Annotated in this window: 20 protein-coding genes and 2 tRNA genes; 12 read left to right on the plus strand and 10 right to left on the minus strand. The window is 67.4% G+C overall.

What is annotated here, in order from left to right; all coding sequences use genetic code 11:
* Entirely contained in the window at window positions 1-924 is a 924-nt protein-coding gene (locus DIE03_RS07480; RefSeq protein ID WP_124448970.1) for a YicC/YloC family endoribonuclease, read from the minus strand.
* Between the two features lie 173 nt (window positions 925-1,097).
* Between DIE03_RS07480 and rph the strand changes: the two genes are divergently transcribed.
* The 9 genes from rph to DIE03_RS07530 all read left to right on the plus strand — a co-directional run bounded on the left by rph (window position 1,098) and on the right by DIE03_RS07530 (window position 7,483).
* Window positions 1,098-1,829 carry a ribonuclease PH gene (rph, locus tag DIE03_RS07485; RefSeq protein ID WP_124448972.1) on the plus strand — a complete coding sequence of 244 codons (732 nt, stop codon included), beginning with the start codon at window positions 1,098-1,100 and terminating at the stop codon, window positions 1,827-1,829.
* Window position 1,830: 1 nt separating this feature from the next.
* Entirely contained in the window at window positions 1,831-2,457 is a 627-nt protein-coding gene (gene rdgB, locus DIE03_RS07490) for an RdgB/HAM1 family non-canonical purine NTP pyrophosphatase (RefSeq protein ID WP_124448974.1), read from the plus strand.
* 37 nt (window positions 2,458-2,494) lie between these two features.
* On the plus strand, window positions 2,495-3,709 hold the full coding sequence (gene hemW, locus DIE03_RS07495) for a radical SAM family heme chaperone HemW (protein WP_124448976.1): 1,215 nt from the start codon (window positions 2,495-2,497) through the stop codon (window positions 3,707-3,709).
* A 44-nt stretch (window positions 3,710-3,753) separates the two neighbouring features.
* Window positions 3,754-3,841, plus strand: a tRNA-Ser gene (locus DIE03_RS07500).
* 149 nt (window positions 3,842-3,990) lie between these two features.
* On the plus strand, window positions 3,991-4,386 hold the full coding sequence (locus DIE03_RS07505) for a hypothetical protein (protein ID WP_124448978.1): 396 nt from the start codon (window positions 3,991-3,993) through the stop codon (window positions 4,384-4,386).
* A gap of 173 nt (window positions 4,387-4,559) precedes the next feature.
* Window positions 4,560-4,853: a hypothetical protein gene (locus tag DIE03_RS07510; RefSeq protein WP_124448980.1), complete on the plus strand. Its 294-nt coding sequence runs from the start codon at window positions 4,560-4,562 to the stop codon at window positions 4,851-4,853.
* A gap of 231 nt (window positions 4,854-5,084) precedes the next feature.
* Window positions 5,085-5,576 (plus strand): energy transducer TonB, encoded by a 492-nt coding sequence (locus DIE03_RS07515; protein ID WP_124448982.1) that lies wholly within the window; start codon window positions 5,085-5,087, stop codon window positions 5,574-5,576.
* Window positions 5,577-5,888: 312 nt separating this feature from the next.
* Window positions 5,889-7,199: an MFS transporter gene (locus DIE03_RS07525; RefSeq protein ID WP_124448983.1), complete on the plus strand. Its 1,311-nt coding sequence runs from the start codon at window positions 5,889-5,891 to the stop codon at window positions 7,197-7,199.
* 104 nt (window positions 7,200-7,303) lie between these two features.
* Window positions 7,304-7,483, plus strand: a complete 180-nt coding sequence (locus DIE03_RS07530; protein WP_021164136.1) for a hypothetical protein — start codon at window positions 7,304-7,306, stop codon at window positions 7,481-7,483.
* Between the two features lie 19 nt (window positions 7,484-7,502).
* Here DIE03_RS07530 and waaC read toward each other — a convergent pair whose 3' ends face one another.
* Window positions 7,503-8,501, minus strand: coding sequence for a lipopolysaccharide heptosyltransferase I (gene waaC / locus DIE03_RS07535; RefSeq protein WP_124448985.1), 999 nt, complete (start codon window positions 8,499-8,501; stop codon window positions 7,503-7,505).
* A gap of 171 nt (window positions 8,502-8,672) precedes the next feature.
* On the opposite strand from waaC, the gene DIE03_RS07540 reads away from it, so the two are divergent.
* Complete coding sequence (locus tag DIE03_RS07540) at window positions 8,673-10,226, plus strand: chloride channel protein (protein WP_124448987.1); 1,554 nt, start codon at window positions 8,673-8,675, stop codon at window positions 10,224-10,226.
* A 116-nt stretch (window positions 10,227-10,342) separates the two neighbouring features.
* Here DIE03_RS07540 and DIE03_RS07545 read toward each other — a convergent pair whose 3' ends face one another.
* The 5 genes from DIE03_RS07545 to DIE03_RS07565 all read right to left on the minus strand — a co-directional run bounded on the left by DIE03_RS07545 (window position 10,343) and on the right by DIE03_RS07565 (window position 13,514).
* Window positions 10,343-10,744, minus strand: coding sequence for a YXWGXW repeat-containing protein (locus DIE03_RS07545; protein ID WP_124448990.1), 402 nt, complete (start codon window positions 10,742-10,744; stop codon window positions 10,343-10,345).
* Between the two features lie 160 nt (window positions 10,745-10,904).
* On the minus strand, window positions 10,905-11,159 hold the full coding sequence (gene minE, locus DIE03_RS07550) for a cell division topological specificity factor MinE (RefSeq protein WP_006486661.1): 255 nt from the start codon (window positions 11,157-11,159) through the stop codon (window positions 10,905-10,907).
* Window positions 11,160-11,171: 12 nt separating this feature from the next.
* A complete protein-coding gene (minD, locus tag DIE03_RS07555; protein ID WP_085039699.1) occupies window positions 11,172-11,987 on the minus strand; it encodes a septum site-determining protein MinD in 816 nt (271 codons plus the stop codon).
* A gap of 59 nt (window positions 11,988-12,046) precedes the next feature.
* The gene (gene minC, locus DIE03_RS07560; RefSeq protein ID WP_124448992.1) at window positions 12,047-12,832 is read right to left on the minus strand and encodes a septum site-determining protein MinC; all 786 of its coding nucleotides are present in this window, start codon (window positions 12,830-12,832) and stop codon (window positions 12,047-12,049) included.
* Between the two features lie 169 nt (window positions 12,833-13,001).
* Entirely contained in the window at window positions 13,002-13,514 is a 513-nt protein-coding gene (locus tag DIE03_RS07565; RefSeq protein ID WP_185658131.1) for a GNAT family N-acetyltransferase, read from the minus strand.
* Window positions 13,515-14,181: 667 nt separating this feature from the next.
* Here DIE03_RS07565 and DIE03_RS07570 point away from each other — a divergent pair.
* Window positions 14,182-15,342, plus strand: coding sequence for an alkane 1-monooxygenase (locus DIE03_RS07570; RefSeq protein ID WP_124448994.1), 1,161 nt, complete (start codon window positions 14,182-14,184; stop codon window positions 15,340-15,342).
* A 54-nt stretch (window positions 15,343-15,396) separates the two neighbouring features.
* Here the strand turns inward: DIE03_RS07570 and DIE03_RS07575 are convergent, their stop codons facing one another.
* From DIE03_RS07575 to serS, 3 genes are all read right to left on the minus strand, one after another.
* Complete coding sequence (locus DIE03_RS07575; RefSeq protein ID WP_124448996.1) at window positions 15,397-16,932, minus strand: methyl-accepting chemotaxis protein; 1,536 nt, start codon at window positions 16,930-16,932, stop codon at window positions 15,397-15,399.
* A 303-nt stretch (window positions 16,933-17,235) separates the two neighbouring features.
* Window positions 17,236-17,326: transfer RNA gene (locus DIE03_RS07580), tRNA-Ser, on the minus strand.
* A 116-nt stretch (window positions 17,327-17,442) separates the two neighbouring features.
* Window positions 17,443-18,744: a serine--tRNA ligase gene (gene serS / locus DIE03_RS07585; RefSeq protein WP_124448998.1), complete on the minus strand. Its 1,302-nt coding sequence runs from the start codon at window positions 18,742-18,744 to the stop codon at window positions 17,443-17,445.
* Between the two features lie 250 nt (window positions 18,745-18,994).
* On the opposite strand from serS, the gene DIE03_RS07590 reads away from it, so the two are divergent.
* On the plus strand, window positions 18,995-19,264 hold the full coding sequence (locus DIE03_RS07590) for a DUF2164 domain-containing protein (protein WP_048243121.1): 270 nt from the start codon (window positions 18,995-18,997) through the stop codon (window positions 19,262-19,264).
* Window positions 19,265-19,293: the final 29 nt, after the last annotated feature.

Raw genomic sequence — 19,293 nt, forward strand, 5'->3', positions numbered from 1 at the left:
TTACTCCAGGTTTTGCACTTGCTCGCGCATCTGCTCGATCAACAGCTTGAGCGCCATCGATGCGTCGGCCAGTTCCTTCGCCGCCGCCTTCGAGCCGAGCGTGTTTGCTTCTCGATTCAGTTCCTGCATCATGAAGTCGAGACGCTTGCCGACGCGGCCGCCCTTCTCGATCACGTGACGCGTTTCGTTCAGGTGCGCGGTGAGGCGCGACAGCTCTTCCGCGATGTCGATCCGGATCCCGTACATCGTCACTTCCTGACGGATGCGTTCCGCGGCTTCCTCGCGCGTGACGATCGTCGCGCTGCCTTCCGGCGCCGCGATGCCGAGCGCTTCCTGCAGCCGTTCGACGATCTTCTGCTGATGCTTCGCGATCAGCTCCGGCACGAGCGGCGTGATGCGCGCGACGATCGCTTCCATCTCGGTGACGTTCGACAGCAGCATCGTCGCCAGTTGCGCGCCTTCGCGCGAACGCACGACGACGAGCTCGCCGATCGCTTCCTTGCCGCACGCGAGCACGGCATCGCGGATCGCTTCCGCCGACACGCCGCTCTCGGCGAGCACGCCCGGCCAGCGCAGGATTTCACCCGCGCGCAGGCGGCCGACGCCCGGGAACGAATCGAGCACCGCGCGCTCGAGATCGGCCAGTTGGCCGAGCGCCGACTGGTTCAGCGCGCCCGCGCCGATGCTCTGTTCGCCGCGCTGCAGGTTGATGCGCACGTCGACCTTGCCGCGCGACAGCTTGTTCATCAGCATTTCGCGCAGCGCGGGTTCGCACGCGCGCACGTCGTCCGGCATCCGGAAATTGAGGTCGAGGAAGCGCGAGTTCACGGTGCGCAGTTCGACCGACACGCTGGTGCCGCCGTTGCCGGTGGCCGTCACGAGTTCGCGCGTCGCGCTCGCGTAGCCCGTCATGCTGTAGATCATGGTTCGTCTCGCCGTCTGGGTGCCCTCGCGGGCGGGGATATGTCGAGGCGCCCGGCGCATCGGAAAGCGCGGGGCGGGAAGCGCGCATTATCCCATTTTTGCGGACCACCCCGCCGGGCACGGCCGCCGTTCGGCGCTAAAATCGGGGTTTCCTCTCCTTCCGCGATTTCCCCATGACGTCTTCCGTTTCCCGCCCGAGCGGCCGCCGCGCCGACGCACTGCGCAAGGTCGCCCTCACGCGCCACTACACGAAACACGCCGAAGGCTCGGTGCTGGTCGAATTCGGCGACACCAAGGTGCTCTGCACCGCGAGCGTCTCCGAACGCGTGCCCGACTTCCTGCGCGACCGCGGGCAAGGCTGGCTGACCGCCGAATACGGGATGCTGCCGCGCGCGACGCACACGCGCAGCGACCGCGAAGCCGCGCGCGGCAAGCAGACGGGCCGCACGCAGGAAATTCAGCGCCTGATCGGCCGCGCGCTGCGCGCGGTGTTCGATCTCGAGGCGCTCGGCCCGCGCACGATCCACATCGACTGCGACGTGATCCAGGCCGACGGCGGCACGCGCACCGCGAGCATCACCGGCGCCTTCGTCGCCGCACACGACGCCGTGTCGAAGCTGATCGCGGCCGGCAAGCTCGCGCGCTCGCCGATCACCGACCACGTGGCCGCGATCTCGGTCGGCGTGTACCAAGGCGCGCCGGTGCTCGACCTCGACTACGCGGAAGATTCGCAGTGCGACACCGACATGAACGTCGTGATGACGGGCGCCGGCGGCTTCGTCGAAGTCCAGGGCACGGCCGAAGGCGTGCCGTTCTCGCGCGCCGAGATGAATGCGCTGCTCGACCTCGCGCAGGGCGGCATCGCCGAGCTCGTGCAGCTGCAGAAAGACGTGCTGGGCGCCTGACATGCCGGACGACCACACCCTCGCGCCGCTGTCGCGCATCGTCCTCGCGTCGAACAACCCGGGCAAGCTGCGCGAATTCACCGCACTGTTCTCGACGGTCGGCATCGAGATCGTCCCGCAGGGCGATCTTGCGGTGCCCGAAGCGGAAGAGCCGTTCGGCACGTTCATCGAGAACGCGCTGACGAAGGCGCGTCACGCGTCGCGGCTCACCGGGCTGCCGGCGATCGCCGACGATTCGGGCCTGTGCGTGCGCGTGCTGCGCGGTGCGCCGGGCGTCTACTCGGCGCGCTACGCGCAGCGCGCGGGCCGCGACAAGGGCGACGCGGCGAACAACGCGTATCTCGTCGAGCAACTGCGCGGCGTCGACGACCGGCGCGCATACTATTGCTGCGTGCTCGCGCTGGTGCGCCACGCGGACGATCCCGAGCCGCTGTTCGCCGAAGGGCGCTGGGCCGGCGAGATCGTCGACACGCCGCACGGCGAGCACGGATTCGGCTACGACCCGTATTTCTACCTGCCGGCGCTCGGCGCGACGGCCGCCGAGCTCGATCCGGCCGTGAAGAACACCCACAGCCATCGCGCGCTGGCGCTGAAGGCGCTGCTGGCGCGGCTCGCGGAGGAAGCATGAGCGTGCCCGATACCCGTTCGCTGCTGCAGGGGGTTGCATGAGCCAGGCCGCGGAAACCGGCGCGCGCGTCGTCGCGACCTTCACGTCGCCCGGCCAGGTGCGGCTCACGTCGCTGCCGCCGCTCGCGCTGTACGTGCATTTCCCGTGGTGCGTGCGCAAGTGCCCGTACTGCGATTTCAACTCGCACGAATGGAAAGGCGAACGGTTTCCGGAAACCGAGTACCTCGATGCGCTGCGCGCCGATCTCGAGCAGGCGCTGCCGCTCGTGTGGGGGCGGCAGGTGCATACCGTCTTCATTGGCGGCGGCACGCCGAGCCTGCTGTCGGCGGCCGGCCTCGACCGGATGCTGTCCGACGTGCGTGCGCTGCTGCCGCTCGACGCCGATGCCGAGATCACGCTCGAGGCGAATCCGGGCACGTTCGAGGCCGCGAAGTTCGCGCAGTTCCGCGCAAGCGGCGTGAACCGCCTGTCGGTCGGCATCCAGAGCTTCAACGAGGCGCACCTGAAGGCGCTCGGCCGGATTCACGACACCGCGCAGGCGCGTGCGGCCGTCGAGATCGCCGCGAGGAACTTCGACAACTTCAACCTCGACCTGATGTTCGCGCTGCCGAACCAGACGCTCGACGAATGCCGCACCGACATCGAGACCGCGCTGTCGTTCGCGCCGCCGCATCTGTCGCTGTATCACCTGACGCTCGAGCCGAATACGCTGTTCGCGAAGTTCCCGCCCGTCGTCCCCGACGACGACGCGTCGGCCGACATGCAGGAGTGGATCCACGCGCGCACGGCCGAGGCCGGCTACGGGCGCTACGAAGTGTCCGCGTATGCGAAGCCGAATCATCAGTGCAAGCACAACCTGAACTACTGGCGCTTCGGCGACTATCTCGGGATCGGCGCGGGCGCGCACACGAAGCTGTCGTTCCCGAACCGGATCCTGCGGCAGGCACGCTACAAGCATCCGGCAACCTTCATCGAGCAGGCGAAGGCCGGCAATGCCGTGCAGGAAGAGCGTGAAGTCGGTGCGCGCGACCTGCCGTTCGAGTTCATGCTGAACACGCTGCGGCTCGTCGAGGGCTTCCCCGTGCACAGCTTCGCCGAACGCACGGGCCTGCCGATGAGCACGATCGAGCCGGCGCTGCAGGAAGCGGAACGGCGCGGGCTGATCGCGCGCGATTTCGCGCAGATCGCGCCGACGCCGCTCGGCCAGCGTTTCCTCAACGACCTGCAGGAATTGTTCCTGCGCGACGACTGAACGAATGAACGAGGCGGCATTTCGGTTACAATGCCGCCTCGTGTGGAAGCGTGGCCGAGCGGTTTAAGGCACCGGTCTTGAAAACCGGCGACGGGAAACTGTCCGTGAGTTCGAATCTCACCGCTTCCGCCAGGAAGTTCGCCCAACCCCGTCCATTCGTTGAATGACGGGGTTTTTGCTTATCGGCTTGTCCGTGCGCGCCCTTCCCGCACGTTCCGACGCGTTGCGCCGGATGCCGCTACAATCCCGCGCTCCGATTCGCGAAACGGGAAACCCACTTCATGAAGCCCTTCATCGTCTCGTCGCTCGTCGTCATGCTGGCCGCCGTCAGCACGCACGCGGCCGCCGATACCGCGTCCGGCAGCGGCACCCAGGCCTCGTGCGCGATCGCAACCGTCAGCGGCGTCGGCGGTTCGCCGCGCGGCCTGAGCGAATACCTCGCGAGCCCGTCACCCTACAACTACCTGAAGGACAACGATCTTCAGTGCAAGGTGTCGGACGACGGACGCACGTCGAACTGCACCGGCGTGACCTACCTGCGCAACGAACAGGTCAGCGTGTACGACGATTCCGATCCGGCGACGCTCACCGTCGTCGCGCGCGTGGAGCTCGACCACGGCCAGAAATACCCGGTGATCATCGTCGTGCAGCGCAAGGACGCGCGCTGCAAGCCCTGACGCAGCCGCGCGCACCCGTCCATCAATCGGGACGGAACGTGGCCGGGCCCAGCGCCGGAAGCCTCCCGGCCGGCCCCGCGATCACCTAGAATTCGTTCAACACGGCGACACGACCGCCGCCGCGTACTCGATGCCGCACGCGCCACCCCTGCGCGCGGCACACGGAGATCGCCATGACCGAACTGTCGAGCGCGACGGAACCCGTCGATTACGAAGGCTTCGAGATCCATGTCGTGCCGGCCGCCGTGCCCGGCAGCGACACGCGATATACCTACACCGGCTACGTGTGCCATCCGGGCGCGAACCCCGCGCTGCCCGGGCACGCGGTACCGTTCCACGCGGACGGCGAGGAAAGCTTCGCGAGCCTCGATGAAGCCGTCCACGAAGCCGTACACATCGGCAAGAGCATCATCGACGGCACGCACCCCGACCTGTCGGTGCTGTCGCTCGTCACGCACGGATTCTGACGCGCGCGAACAGTGTCCGCGACGCGCGTGCGCCACCTTTCATCCGTGCAACACACGCGCCGGCCGAGCGCGCTGTCACATGTCACGTCACGTCGCGAACGGGCGGCGTGACGCGCGGCGATCGCCATCAGCAATCGCAACACCCGGCCTCGCGCGTTATGCGTTTGTCCCGATATCGGCTCGCGTCCGTACGCCTATCATTTTTTTATCGTCACTTCCGGCCAGCCTCCCATGCGCCCCCTTCTCCGTCCGCGCGTCGATCGGCTGCGTGTCGCCGCGCTGGCCGTCGCCGCCCTGCTCGCGGCGTGCACGATCACGCCGCCGCCTTCACTGCACTCGATCCTGACGATTCCTTCGATCACGCGCAGCGGCAGCCTCGACCAGTATCGCGTCGAGGTCGCGCAGCGTGTCGCCGAACGCAATCCGTCGGGCATGCTGCATGGCTCGCCGCAGGCCATGCTCCGCTCGCTCGTCGTCGTGTCCTTCACCGTCGATGGGGACGGCCGGCTCGTCAATGCGTCCGTCTATCGCAGCAACGGCGACAGCGAGGCGGAAGCGCTCGCCCTCGCATCGCTGCGCCGCTCGGCGCCGCTGCCGCCGCCGCCGTCGCGGCTGCTCGACGGCAACGGCCGGCTCGAACTGATGGAAGGCTGGCTCTTCAACGACGACGGCCACTTCCAGTTGCAAAGCACGGCGTCCGCGCAGGCGCAGTCGATCGACTGACGCGCCGCCGTCGCACGATTGCCGGTGTGCGGCAGCGCTGGCTATAATTTTCCGCACTCGCGCGGTCATCACGCCGCGCGCGCGTTCGCGCGCCCCACCCGGCATGCGAGCCGACCACGCCGGCACCGGGCGGCGGCGACGTACCCGTCTCCATCGTCGACCGGCGGGTGACGTCCGCGCCAACGGCGCGCGTCCACGCCGCCATCGCGTCATCCGCATCATCCGCATCATCCGCTCGGCTGCACCCGGCAGGCATCCGCCTGCCCGACCGCACGCCCAGCCGACCGCCCCAACGACAAAACGGAGACATCCATGTCCGCATCCCCCCCGACCGTTGCTCACGCAACCGGTTCGGCCGGCGCCGTCAGCCACCGGCGCATCGTGTTCGCGAGCTTCATCGGCACCGCGATCGAGTTCTACGATTTCTATGTGTATGCGACGGCCGCCGCGCTCGTCATCGGCCCCGTGTTCTTCCCGCACGGTTCCGCAACCGCGCAGGCGCTGTCCGCGTTCGTCACGTTCGGCATCGCGTTCATCGCACGCCCGATCGGCTCGTTCCTGTTCGGGCACTTCGGCGACCGCATCGGCCGCAAGTCGACGCTCGTCGCGTCGCTGCTCGTGATGGGCGTGTCGACCACCGCGATCGGCTTCGTGCCCGGCTACGACGCGATCGGCGCGCTTGCACCGGTGCTGCTGTGCGTGCTGCGCTTCGGCCAGGGGATCGGCCTCGGCGGCGAATGGGGCGGCGCGGCGCTGCTCGCGACCGAGCACGCGCCGCAGGGCAAGCGCGGCTGGTTCGGGATGTTCCCGCAGCTGGGGCCGTCGGTCGGCTTCCTGATGTCGAACGGCCTGTTCTTCGCGCTCGCGCTGTCGCTGTCCGACGAACAGTTCCGCAGCTGGGGCTGGCGCATTCCGTTCCTCGTCAGCGCGGTGCTCGTCGCGCTCGGCCTGTACGTACGGCTCAAGATCACCGAAACGCCCGCGTTCCAGGCCGCGCTCGACCGCAACGAACGCGTGCGCGTGCCGGTCGCGACACTCGTCACGCAACACTGGCAGCCGACGCTGCTCGGCGCGCTCGCGATGGTCGTCTGCTACACGCTGTTCTATATCTCGACGGTGTTCTCGCTGTCGTACGGCGTGTCGGCGCTGCATATTCCGCGCCAGAGCTTCCTCGGGCTGCTGTGTTTCGCCGTCGTGTTCATGGGGCTCGCGACGCCGCTTTCCGCATGGGCGTCGGACCGCTTCGGCCGCAAACCGGTGCTGATCGCCGGCGCCATCGCCGCGCTGCTGTCGGGTTTCGCGATGGAGCCGTTGCTCGGCAGCGGCTCGATGCCGCTCGTCGCCCTGTTCCTGACGATCGAGCTGTTCCTGATGGGTGTGACGTTCGCGCCGATGGGCGCGCTGCTGCCGGAGCTGTTCCCGACCAACGTCCGCTATACGGGCGCGGGCGTCGCATACAACCTCGGCGGGATTCTCGGCGCGTCGATCGCACCGTATATCGCGCAACTGCTGGCGGCGCGCGGCGGGCTGTCGTGGGTGGGCGGCTATGTGTCGGTCGCGGCGGCGGTCAGCCTGATCGGTGTGCTGCTGATGCGTGAAACGCGCGACGCGTCGCTCGTCTGAGCCTCCGGGGCGACCCGGGTTGTGCGGCGGCCGGCGCTGCCTATACTCGATCCTGGGCGCGCCGTTGCGCGCCCAGGGACCCCGCCCCGAAAGGAGCCGCCGCCATGAACATCCGCCTCGGCAATGCCGATCTCGTCCTGATCCTCGCGCTCGCGCTCGGCGGCGCCCTGCTGCTCGCGCTGCGGTTCCGGCCGAAGACATGGCGCGGCCTCGTGTTCGAGGCGCTGCTGGCGAATCTGGCGGCGATCGCCGCCGTCGTCACGGTCGAGGCGCTGCTGGCCTGAAGCGGCCCGCAGCGCGCCGTCAGGCGGTCAGGCGCGCGTGCACGGCGCCATAGGCAGGGGCGACCGCATCGATCGCGTCCAGCGCCTCTTCGACGGACGGCATCGCGCCCGGCTCGCCGATCGACAGGGCATTCGGTGCGCCGCCGATACCGCAATGGTGACGCGACGTCGCAACGAAGATCATCACGGTCGGCCGCTGCAGCGCATGCGCCATGTGGACGAACCCCGTATCGACGCCCACCACCAGCGCGGCCCGTCCGAGCGCCGCACCGAGTTCGCGCACCGTCATCGCCGGTAACACGACTGCGCCCGGTGCACGCGCGGCGATGTCCTTCGCATCGTCATGCTCCGCGCTCGAGCCCCACGGCAGCAGCACGCGTACGCCGCGCGCCATCATCTGCGTGGCGAGCGCGGCCCAATGGTCGGCCGGCCATTTCTTGTCCGGATTGGACGTCGCATGGAACAGCAGCATGAAAGGCGCGTCGTCGGTCACGGCGGGCGGCAGGTTCACGCCCTGCGGCGGGACGACGCCGTAGGTGGCGGGGCCTTCAGGCCGGTAACCCAGCGCCTCGCCGGCGCTCACGCGCATGCCGTGCCACGCATCGCAGTCCGGCCGCGGGCCGAAGCGATGCGAATACGCGAAGCGCGCACCCGTTTCGCCGAGATCCTGCGTCTGGTAGCCGAAGCGTCGTGCGGCACGCGCCAGCGCCGAGATGATCGCGCTCTTGTACACGCCATGCAGGTCGATGACCGCATCGTAGCGATGGGCCCGCAATGCGCCGATCGACGCCGAAATCGCCTTCAGGTCGCCGGCGTTCCGGAGCTTCTTGAAGCGGCGCAGCGGTGCGCACAGCACGGCGCTCACGCCCGGATGCCAGCGCACGACCTCGGCACACGACTCGTCCACGGCCCAGTCGACCGTCACGCCGGGAAAGGCGCGATGCAGGTCCGCGACGACAGGCAGCGTCTGGACGACGTCGCCGAGCGACGTCACTTTCACGATGAGGATGCGTTTCACGTTCTGTGGAGATTCCTGGCTGGCCATTTGTCATGCTAGCGACGGTTGCCGTGCGCTGACATTACGCCAGCATTACATTTGCAACAAAATGCATCTGCTTTGTGTTTCTTTGTCGCCCCAATGGTACCCCGTTCTTTTTATAATTCGGTCTTTGCCTTGCGGCCCGCGCCGATGCCACGCCCCGCCATTCCCGCCCTGTTTCCCGCCCTCACCCGCCGCTCGCTGCGCATCTGGCGCCAGTACGGCATCTTCTGGCTCGGTGCGATCGTCGTCGGGCTCGCCGCCGTACTCTACGCGCGTCTGATCGACTGGGGCTACGAGTCCTTCCGCGCGATGCGCGAGCACGCGGTGTGGCTGCCGCTGCTGCTGACGCCCGCGATCGCCTCCGTGTCGGTATGGCTCACGCGCCGGTTCTTCCGCGGCGCCGAAGGCAGCGGCATCCCGCAGGTGATCGCGACGCTGCATGCGCGCCCGAGCGCGTTCGGCGCCCGGCTGCTGACGCTGCGCATCCTGTTCGGCAAGGTGCTGATTTCGTTCCTGGGCATCCTGGGCGGCTTCACGATCGGTCGCGAGGGGCCGACCGTGCAGGTCGGCGCGGCGCTGATGTTCAACCTGCGGCGCTTCTACCCGCGCTCGAACGCGCAGATCGAACGCCAGCTCGTGCTGGCCGGCGCGGCGGCCGGGCTGTCGGCCGCGTTCAACACGCCGCTCGCCGGGATCGTGTTCGCCATCGAGGAACTGACGCGCAGCTTCTCCGCGCGCGCCAGCGGCGTACTGATCACCGCGATCATCCTCGCCGGCGTCGTCGCACTGGGCCTGAACGGCAACTACACGTACTTCGGCACGATCGATGCCGGCCTCCATTTCCCGAAACTGCTGGCGGTCGCGGTGCTGGTCACCGCGATCGTCACGGGTATCGCCGGCGGCCTGTTCTGCTGGCTGCTGCTCAATACCGGGCGCTGGCTGCCCGAGCGACTGCTGGGCCTGTATCGCGAACGGCCGATCACGTTCGCCGCGGCGTGCGGGTTCGCGATCGCCGTCGTCGGCCTCGTGTCGGGCGGCACGACCTTCGGCAGCGGCTATGCCGAGGCGCGCGGCCTGCTCGACGGCAGCCAGCACCTGTCGGTGTTCTATCCGTTCCTGAAGATGATCTCGATGGTCGCGTCGTACCTGCCGGGCATCCCGGGCGGGATCTTCGCGCCGTCGCTGTCGATCGGCGCCGGGTTCGGCAACCTGCTGCACGTCGTGTTCAGCAACATGAGCCTGCCGATGCTGATCGCCCTCGCGATGGTCGGCTATCTGGCGGCCGTCACGCAGTCGCCGATCACGTCGTTCGTGATCGTGATGGAAATGATCAACGGTCATGCGCTCGTGATTTCGCTGATGGCGACCGCACTGGTGTCGACCCGCGTATCGCGCTTTTTCGCGCCGCCGCTCTATGAAACGCTCGCGCTGCGCTATCTCGCGCCGCCCGCCGCGGCCACCGAACCCGCCGCGGCATCGGCGGCGGCGGCGAGCGCGGCGGCGGCGACCGGCGTGACCGAGCCGCAGGACGCAGCTGCCGCGCCCGCCGATCCGCTCGACACGCTGCGCGACGAAGGCGACGCGCCGGCCGCTGCAACGCCGGGCGACAGTACCGCGCACGCGCCGGCGCCGCATGGCGACGAACCGGCTGCATCCGGCGCGAACGGCCCGACGCAACCGGGCCCGCGCGACGCTCAGTAGATCACGACCGGTGCCGGCCGATAGTAGACGGGCCGCGCCGGCACGACGATGCATCCGGCCAGCGTGATCGCGACGAGCGCGATGGCAATGACAGTTCGTTTCATCCCGCGCCTCCGTCACGCCCAGTGGCCGCGGGTCCAAAACCAGTTCGGACCGCGCTGGTCCCAATGGCCCGGCACCCATTGCATGCCGATGCGCTCGGCTTCCCAGTGGCCGCCGATCCACACGTAGCGGCCATGATCCCAGTGCCAATGTCCGCGTTCCCACACGTAGCCCACGCGCGCGGTCGGCACGACCTCGTAGCGCACGGGCGGCGGCGCGTTCGGCGCAACGACGACGATCTCCTCGGTGCGCACGGCAACCGGCTCGGCGATGACCACGCGGCCCTGCGGCGCGATCACGGGTGTGCCGACGAGAATCTCGTCCGCATGGGCGGCAAACGGCGCGACGACGGCTGACAGGCCCGCGGCAAACAGCGCGAGCGAAACGATACGACGTTGAACGGTAGAGACAGCCATCACAACCTCCTGGTTGAACAAGTTACGCGAGCGTATTCGTTCAATGCGGGAGAGGCGGTTACGGCCGACAGGCGCCGTGTTACGGCGTGCCCGAAAGTGCAACAGGGCGTAAGACGCGCACGGCGGCGGGCGCCGCCGTGCGGAGGGACACCGGCAAGCGTCAGGCCTGCGGGATCTCGATCTTCACTTCGAGGACTTCGAGGTCGTCCTGGCGCTCGAGGCTCACGCGGATGTCATCGTTCGAAATATGGACGTACTTCGAGATGACCGCGACGAGTTCCTTCTGCAGCGCCGGCAGGTAATCGGCCGGCGGCCGGCCGCCGACCCGCTCGTGCGCGATGATGAGCTGCAGGCGCTCCTTCGCGACCGATGCGGATTTCTTCTTCTCGCCGAGGAGAAACGAAAGGATGGACATGGGCGGCCTCCGTTACTTGCTGCCGAAGAGGCGCTGCAGCAGGCCCGGCTTCTGGTAATCGGTGAAGCGCAGCGGCTTGTCCTCGCCGAGGAAGCGGGCGACGACGTCCTTGTACGCTTCGGCGACGTCGGTACCGTCGATATGCACCGCCGGCAGACCCTGGTTCGATGCGTGCAGCACGGCTTCCGACTCGGGCACCACGCCGATCAGCTTGATGCGCAGGATCTCGCTGATGTCCTCGAGCGACAGCATCTCGCCTTCGCTCACGCGCTTCGGGCTGTAACGCGTGATCAGCAGGTGTTCCTTGATCGGCTCCTTGCCTTCGGTCGCGCGCTTCGTCTTCGACGACAGGATGCCCAGAATGCGGTCGGAATCGCGCACCGACGACACTTCCGGGTTCGTGACGATCAGCGCTTCATCGGCGAAGTACATCGCGTGCAGCGCACCGGCCTCGATACCGGCGGGCGAATCGCAGACGATGTATTCGAAGTCCATCGCGACGAGGTCGTTCAGCACCTTCTCGACGCCGTCGCGCGTCAGCGCATCCTTGTCGCGCGTCTGCGACGCCGGCAGGATGAACAGGTTCTCGCACTTCTTGTCCTTGATCAGCGCCTGGTTCAGGTTCGCTTCGCCCTGGATCACGTTCACGAGGTCATACACGACGCGACGCTCGCAGCCCATGATGAGATCGAGGTTGCGCAGGCCGACGTCGAAGTCGATCACGGCCGTCTTGTGGCCGCGCAGCGCGATACCGGACGCAAAGCTCGCGCTCGTCGTCGTCTTGCCCACGCCGCCCTTGCCCGAGGTCACCACGATGATTTTTGCCATTTACCCAATACCCTGTGTTCGTCAATGAGAGCCGATCGATCCGGAGCGTGCCGCGTGATTTACGTCAGGCGCAGCGGTTCGATCATCAGTTTTTCCTCTTCGAGCCGGATCTGCACCGATTTGCCCAGTACTTCGGCGGGCAATGGGTTCTCGGTGGTTCGATAGATACCCGCGATCGAAATCAGTTCCGGTTCGAGACACGTGCAGAAAATGCGCGCGTCGTGGTTGCCGTGCACGCCCGCGAGTGCGCGGCCGCGCAACGGCGCGTAGATGTGGATATTGCCTTCCGCGATGATCTCCGCGCCGTGACTGACCGGCGCGAGCACCACGAGGTCTCCTTTCGCGTAAATCTGCTGCCCCGAACGCAACGGCCGGTCGATCACGAGCGTCTGGCCGCCGGTCTGCAACAGGGTCGGCGCGGCTTCCGACGACTGTTCGGGCGCCGTTGCGGCTGCCGGAGCGGCGACGGCCTCGACGGCTGGCACAGCCGCCGGTTCCGCTTCGTCCGCGTGTTTCGCGGCCGGCGCGCGGCGATCGCGCGCCTCGAGCAACGGCAGGCCGGCTTCCCCCGCCCAGCCCTGCGTTGCCAGTGCGACGACGCCCACCGGGCGCATCCGCACGTCGTTCAGCATCTGCCGGATGTCCGCGAGCGCGACGCGCTCGCCGTCAGCCAGGCGGCGGACGTCGATCGCGACGACATCGTCGGCGAAAAACTCGGGGGTCGCTTCGAAGCGCTTGACCAGTTCGGCACGCAACGCATCGAGATCGGTCGTCTTCACGGTGAACAGCAACGTATCGACCGATCCGCTGCGCAGCTCGAAGAATGGCGATTTTTTAAGCGACATGGACACTCTGCAAAAATTTTTTGCGTATTTTACAGGCGTCCACGCGTGCGGCCATTATTTTTGGGACTCGGGGTTGCGGCGGCCCGGGCGGGCACGCAACCGGCAGGCGGGCAGGCTAGCGGGCGGCCGGGCCTTCATCGCGCCGCGCGGCCTGCGTTTCGACGGCGCGTCAGTGCTTCACCTGCGACACGAACAACGATTTCATCGCGCCGGGCAGCCGCGCGATCGGCGCGTGTTCGCCGGTATTGCCGAAACCAGCACGCTCGTAGAAGCGGATCGCGTTGCGGTTCGCATCGGCGATCCATGCGTAGACTTCGCCGGCGCCGCGCTCGGCGAGCCAGGCGGTGGCCGTCTCCAGCAGCAGCACGCCGCCGCGCAGATGACGCACCGCGTGCGCGACCCACAGCTCGCTGACGAACGCGCGCCGATCGGGCGTGTTGTCGAAATACGCGCCGATCATGCCGGCCGGATGGCCTTCGGTGTACAGCAGGAAAGTCGTCGATTCGTCGGACACGGCGCGCAGCGCGGCAATCGCCGACGCTGCGTCCGCTTCGACGGTCAGCAATTCGGCCTCCGGCGCTTCGCCCGGCGCGTAGGGCTCACGCAGCGATGCGGCGCGGAGTTCGCGATACACGCCGCCCTGGTCGGCAACGATACGACGAACGGTCAAGGTCGAACTCATGCAGGCACAGCCCCCTTCGGACAGCAAGCTACTAGCTTCAACCGAAAGCAGGGCACGAGTCAAATCGTTATTTTCAAATGACGGCGCCGATCGAAAGGCAACGGGTGTCACGCGCAACGGCACGAGCCAGCCGGTGTGCAGGTGCAGCATCGGCATGCCGACGCGTGCCGACGGACGACGGTCGAGCACTCGCCGCCCGACGTCTCGCCCCGTTCGCCTTGCGATGCGCGGCGGTCGCGTTTCGAAGCGCGTCGCCTGTCGTTCCGGCGCCGTAATGCTGCGTAATATAAGCAAACAAAAAACGCGCTCCTGCAGTGCCTTCCCCGCTTTGATTATTGCGATGCAACATTTGCTGCGGTCACGCAAGATCGACACTCGCGCAGGCCGCACCGCACGATTCATCTGACAAACGCGCGGCACGCGCGGGCCGCTCCGGCTCCCGTTGCACGTTTCAATCAGCGCGTGCCGGCCCTTCCCGGCATGGCTCGCGCACGCCCCTTCGTTTGGAGTAGCACGCCTAGCGCCGGCGTTGGCAAGCGTGCGCACGAGTCGTATAACAGGCAGAACCGGGCAACGATCCGGTGCCACCGCGCGCAGCGCGGGCTCACGAGGATTCGAACAACCATGCATGCGGCCGCCCGCCGGGCCCGCTGACTGGAGGGAGACAATGGCAATGACCGACGGATCGGCTTCGGGCTGGTCGGATGGCAAGCGTTACCTGTGGCTGCTCGGCGCGCTGACGATCACGCTGCCGATCCTCGCCGCGCAGCTCGCGCTGTCGACGGGCCTTCACGTGTTCTGGTGGTTCGGCCCGCTGTTCGCGTTCGGTGTGATCCCGATCCTCGACACGCTGATCGGCGACGATCGCGACAATCCGCCCGAGGCCGTCGTGCCGCACCTCGAGCGCGAGCGCTATTACCGGTACATCGTCTATCTGGCGACGTTCGTCGAGTACGTCGCGTTCTTCATGTGCGTCCGGATCGTCGGCACGCACGCGCTCGCGTGGTACGACTACGTCGGCTTCGCGCTGTCGCTCGGCGCCTCGACGGGCATCTCGATCAATACCGCGCACGAGCTCGGACACAAGACCGACCGCTTCGAGCGCTGGCTCGCGAAGATCACGCTCGCGCCGGTCGCTTACGGTCACTTCTACGTCGAGCACAACCGCGGCCACCACGTGCGCGTCGCGACGGCCGAGGATCCGGCGAGCGCGCGCTTCGGCGAGTCGTTCTGGGCATTCCTGCCGCGCACCGTGACCGGCAGCGTCCGCTCGGCATGGCGGCTCGAGAAGGCGCGCCTCGAACGGCTCGGGCATTCGCCGTGGACCTGGCGCAACGAGGTGCTGCACGCGTGGGCGATGACCGTCGTCGTGTGGGGCATCGCGATCGCGATGGCCGGCAAGGTCGCGATCCCGTTCCTCGTGATCCAGGCCGTCTACGGCGCCTCGCTGCTCGAAGTCGTGAACTACGTCGAGCACTACGGGCTCGGCCGCCGCAAGCTGCCGAGCGGCCGCTACGAACGCTGTACGCCGCAGCATTCGTGGAACAGCAATCACGTCGTCACCAACCTGTTCCTGTACCAGTTGCAGCGGCACGCCGACCACCACGCGAATCCGACGCGCTCGTACCAGGCGCTGCGCCACTTCGACGATGCGCCGCAACTGCCGGCCGGCTACGCGACGATGATCCTGTTCGCGTACGTGCCGCCGCTCTGGTATCGCGTGATGAATCCGCGCGTCGTCGCGCACTACGGCGGCAACATGGCGCAATCGAACATCAAGCCGTCGATTCGCGCCAGGGTGCTCGCGCAGTATCCGGCCGCGGCGTAATGGGCGGCGCCGGGCCCGCGTGAACGGGCGTGAACTCCGCCACACCGACAGCCGTCACGCCATTTCAGGCAGCCGGAACACGGCCACCGCGTGCCGCAGCGCGCTCGCCTGCTCGGCCAGCGCCTGCGTCGCGGCCGTGGCCTGCTCGACGAGCGCCGCGTTGCGCTGCGTCGCTTCATCCATCTGCGTGACCGCGACATTCACCTGCTGGATGCCGCCACTCTGCTCCTGCGACGCGGACGAGATCTCGCCGACGATCGTCGTTACGCGCTGCACCGCGCCCACGATCTCGTGAATCGATTCGCCCGCGCGGCCGATCAGCACCGCGCCTTCGTCGACCCGCTGCGTCGATTGCTCGATGAGTCCCTTGATCTCCTTCGCGGCCGATGCGCTGCGCTGCGCGAGCGTGCGCACTTCCGCGGCGACAACCGCGAAGCCGCGCCCCTGCTCGCCGGCGCGCGCCGCTTCGACGGCCGCGTTCAGCGCAAGGATGTTGGTCTGGAATGCGATGCCGTCGATCACCGCGATGATCTCGCCGACCTTCGCCGCACTGTCGGCGATACCGTTCATCGTGTGAACGGCGTCCGTCATCACGCACCCGCCGGCAGACGCGATCTGCGACGCGTCTTGCGCCAATTGCGCCGCGTGCTGCGCATGCTCGGCCGACTGGCGCACGATGCCGGTCAGCTGGGTCATGCTGGCCGCCGTCTCCTCGAGCGATGCGGCCTGCGACTCGGTACGCGCCGACAGATCGTGGTTGCCCGACGCGATCTGCGCGCTCGCGGTCGCGACGGCTTCCGCATGCGTGCGCACCTCGAGCACGACACCGGACAGGCTCGTCTGCATCGTCTGCAACGCGCGCAGCAGATCGGCGATCTCGTCGTGTCCGGCCGCGTCGACGTCGCGCGTCAGGTCGCCTTCGGCGACGGCCTGCGCGCACGCCACCGCACGATCGAGCGGACGCAGGATTGCGCGGCTGAACAGGAACGCGCCGACCATCGCGACGCCGAGCACGACCAGCATCAGCGCAAGGCTCGCGGTGGTCGCGTGCTGCGCGTCGCGGCTCGCCTGCGCCGACACGGCCGCGCTTTCGTCGGCGATCGACTTCGCGGCCCGCTCCAGCAGCGCGGCAGGCTCACGGTCGACGCCCGCCACGGCCGCATCGCCGGCCGACGGATCGAAGCCGGCCGCCTTGAACGCGTCGAAGCCGCGCCGGTAGCCGTCGCCCATCGCGGTGTGCGCACGCATGAACTGTTCGACGAGCGAGCGGCTCTCGCCGGCCGGCAACTGGCGGACGAGTTGCGCGGCGAGCGCATCGACCGACCGCTCGCGCGTCTGGAACGCCTGCCAGTACCGGTCGAGCTTGTCGGCCTGCTTGCCGCGCAGCAGCGTGTCCTTCCATTCCTGCACCTGCAGCTTGAATTGCACGAGCGTGGCCGACACGAGCCGTTCGTTGCCGACATTCGTCTGTACGTCTTCGGCGAACGTATCGATCGACCGGTTGAGGATATGGATGCCGTACAGCGCGCCGCCGAACATCAGCAACAGCGCGACAGCAAATGCGAGGGGAATCTTGTAGCTCAGCTTCATGGGACCTTGAATCGACGGGAAACGATGCGGCGCGGCACAGGCGCCGTGCCGCCGCACCGTGTTAACGGCGCGGGTGTCGAAGGCTTAAAGCTGAGGAAAGCGGCAAAGACCGGGGCGCGGCTCGATCTGATCGGGCCGGATGGATTGCGCAAGATGCGGCATCCTTGCCACGCGCGGCCGTGCCATCCAACGACGGACGACACGATCGACGGCGTGTGCGAATTCGACACACACGACGCACACGCGTCGAAGGCCCAAAACGAAAAACCCCTTGATCCTTCCGGATCAAGGGGCTTCGTATTTTGGCGGAGAGGGTGGGATTCGAACCCACGGTACGGGGAAACCGTACGCCTGATTTCGAGTCAGGTACATTCGACCACTCTGCCACCTCTCCTTCCTTACTGCATCTCGCGGCTGGTCGTTTCCGCGAGAAAAAGATTATAAGACGATTGCTTCGCGTCTGACAAGCCCTTTCTGCAATTTTTTTCGCGAGGGCTTCGAACGCCTGCGTTACGACGCCTGTGCAGGCGCGTCGATGCGCTCCATGCCGCCCATGTACGAACGCAGCGCTTCCGGCACCGTGACCGAGCCGTCCGCGTTCTGGTAGTTCTCCAGCACCGCGACGAGCGTGCGGCCGACCGCAAGACCCGAACCGTTCAGCGTATGCACGAGCTCCGGCTTGCCCTGCGCGTTGCGGAAACGCGCCTGCATCCGGCGCGCCTGGAACGCCTCGGTGTTCGAGCAGCTCGAGATCTCGCGGTAGGTGTTCTGCGCGGGCAGCCACACTTCGAGGTCGAACGTCTTCGCGGCCGAGAAGCCCATGTCGCCCGTGCACAGCGTGATCACGCGGTACGGCAGGCCGAGCTTCTGCAGGATCGCTTCCGCATGGCCGACCATCTCGTCGAGCGCCGCGTACGACGTTTCCGGCGCGACGACCTGCACCATCTCGACCTTGTCGAACTGGTGCTGGCGAATCATCCCGCGCGTGTCGCGGCCGTACGAACCGGCTTCCGAGCGGAAGCACGGCGAATGCGCGGTCAGCTTGATCGGCAGCGCGGCTGCGTCGACGATCGACTCGCGCACGGTGTTCGTCAGCGAAATCTCGGACGTGGAAATCAGGTATTGCGTGACCGTGTTCTCGGCGCCGCCCTTCTCGACGCGGAACATGTCGTCCGCGAACTTCGGCAACTGGCCCGTGCCGTAGAGGATCTCGGGGTTCACGATGTACGGCGTGTACGTCTCGGTATAGCCGTGCTGCTGCGTGTGCGTGTCGATCATGAACTGCGCGAGTGCGCGGTGCAGGCGCGCGATCGGGCCGCGCAGCATCGTGAAGCGTGCGCCGGCGAGCTTCGCGCCCGTCTCGAAATCGAGGCCGAGCGGCGTGCCGACGTCGACGTGATCCTTCACCTCGAAATCGAACTGGCGCGGCGTGCCCCAGCGGCGTGCCTCGACGTTGCCGGCTTCGTCCTTGCCGACCGGCACGCTTTCGTGCGCGACGTTCGGCATGCCCAGCATCAGCTCGGACAGGCGCGCCTGGATGTCGCCGAGCTTGGCTTCCGACGCCTTCATGTCGTCGCCGATGCCGCCGACCTCGGCCATCACGGCCGACGTGTCCTCGCCCTTCCCCTTCATCGCGCCGATCTGCTTCGACAGGCTGTTGCGGCGCGCCTGGAGCTCTTCGGTGTGGGTCTGGATCGCGCGGCGTTCCGCTTCGAGTGCGGAGAACGCGGCGACGTCGAGGGTGTAGCCGCGATCGGCGAGGCGCTTCGCGACGCCGTCGAGGTCTTTGCGCAGCAACTGGATGTCGAGCATGGGAGGACTTGGAAAATCGTTGTGTAAGACGGGAATTCTAACGCACCGCGCGCTCGCCACGGCACCGGCCGGACGGACAATGCCGCAAACGGGCGGCGGCCGTGGCAACATGGCCTGGCCGGCCCGTACGCCGGCGGCTGGCGAATCGCGGCGCACCCGACCGTTGCGAATCGCAAAACAGCCGCGCCGGCGGGCAGCAACGCATCAGGCGAAGCCCCCCGTTTCGCATCACCGCACCCCAGGGAACCCGATGGCCATCGAACTCGACAAGGATGTCCGCGACCGCGCAATCGCGTCGCTGCAACGCTATTTCACAGAAAACATGGACGAGCCGATCGGCAACATCCAGGCCGGCGCGCTGCTGCACTTCTTCGTCGAGGAGATCGCGCCGGCGATCTACAACCTCGCGATCGCCGACGCGCAGGAACGCCTGCATGCGCGCGTCGCCGAACTCGACATCGAATGCCACGAAGAGCCGTTCGAATACTGGAAGAAACAGCAGCCGGGCCGCAAGCGCTGACGCAGCGGCATCCGCGCAGGCCGAACCGG

Source organism: Burkholderia sp. Bp8992 (assembly GCF_003853705.1).
Lineage (GTDB): Bacteria > Pseudomonadota > Gammaproteobacteria > Burkholderiales > Burkholderiaceae > Burkholderia.

What these genes read in the sequence shown, in the direction of transcription:
- minC (WP_124448992.1), bottom strand. Translation starts at nt 12,832, where the DNA reads ATGTCGCTTAAAAAATCGCCATTCTTCGAGCTGCGCAGCGGATCGGTC.
- minE (WP_006486661.1), bottom strand. Translation starts at nt 11,159, where the DNA reads ATGTCCATCCTTTCGTTTCTCCTCGGCGAGAAGAAGAAATCCGCATCG.
- DIE03_RS07530 (WP_021164136.1), top strand. Translation starts at nt 7,304, where the DNA reads ATGAACATCCGCCTCGGCAATGCCGATCTCGTCCTGATCCTCGCGCTC.
- DIE03_RS07570 (WP_124448994.1), top strand. Translation starts at nt 14,182, where the DNA reads ATGGCAATGACCGACGGATCGGCTTCGGGCTGGTCGGATGGCAAGCGT.
- DIE03_RS07575 (WP_124448996.1), bottom strand. Translation starts at nt 16,932, where the DNA reads ATGAAGCTGAGCTACAAGATTCCCCTCGCATTTGCTGTCGCGCTGTTG.
- DIE03_RS07545 (WP_124448990.1), bottom strand. Translation starts at nt 10,744, where the DNA reads ATGGCTGTCTCTACCGTTCAACGTCGTATCGTTTCGCTCGCGCTGTTT.
- DIE03_RS07590 (WP_048243121.1), top strand. Translation starts at nt 18,995, where the DNA reads ATGGCCATCGAACTCGACAAGGATGTCCGCGACCGCGCAATCGCGTCG.
- DIE03_RS07565 (WP_185658131.1), bottom strand. Translation starts at nt 13,514, where the DNA reads ATGAGTTCGACCTTGACCGTTCGTCGTATCGTTGCCGACCAGGGCGGC.
- rph (WP_124448972.1), top strand. Translation starts at nt 1,098, where the DNA reads ATGACGTCTTCCGTTTCCCGCCCGAGCGGCCGCCGCGCCGACGCACTG.
- DIE03_RS07510 (WP_124448980.1), top strand. Translation starts at nt 4,560, where the DNA reads ATGACCGAACTGTCGAGCGCGACGGAACCCGTCGATTACGAAGGCTTC.
- DIE03_RS07515 (WP_124448982.1), top strand. Translation starts at nt 5,085, where the DNA reads ATGCGCCCCCTTCTCCGTCCGCGCGTCGATCGGCTGCGTGTCGCCGCG.
- DIE03_RS07525 (WP_124448983.1), top strand. Translation starts at nt 5,889, where the DNA reads ATGTCCGCATCCCCCCCGACCGTTGCTCACGCAACCGGTTCGGCCGGC.
- rdgB (WP_124448974.1), top strand. Translation starts at nt 1,831, where the DNA reads ATGCCGGACGACCACACCCTCGCGCCGCTGTCGCGCATCGTCCTCGCG.
- DIE03_RS07505 (WP_124448978.1), top strand. Translation starts at nt 3,991, where the DNA reads ATGAAGCCCTTCATCGTCTCGTCGCTCGTCGTCATGCTGGCCGCCGTC.
- minD (WP_085039699.1), bottom strand. Translation starts at nt 11,987, where the DNA reads ATGGCAAAAATCATCGTGGTGACCTCGGGCAAGGGCGGCGTGGGCAAG.
- serS (WP_124448998.1), bottom strand. Translation starts at nt 18,744, where the DNA reads ATGCTCGACATCCAGTTGCTGCGCAAAGACCTCGACGGCGTCGCGAAG.
- DIE03_RS07480 (WP_124448970.1), bottom strand. Translation starts at nt 924, where the DNA reads ATGATCTACAGCATGACGGGCTACGCGAGCGCGACGCGCGAACTCGTG.
- DIE03_RS07540 (WP_124448987.1), top strand. Translation starts at nt 8,673, where the DNA reads ATGCCACGCCCCGCCATTCCCGCCCTGTTTCCCGCCCTCACCCGCCGC.
- hemW (WP_124448976.1), top strand. Translation starts at nt 2,495, where the DNA reads ATGAGCCAGGCCGCGGAAACCGGCGCGCGCGTCGTCGCGACCTTCACG.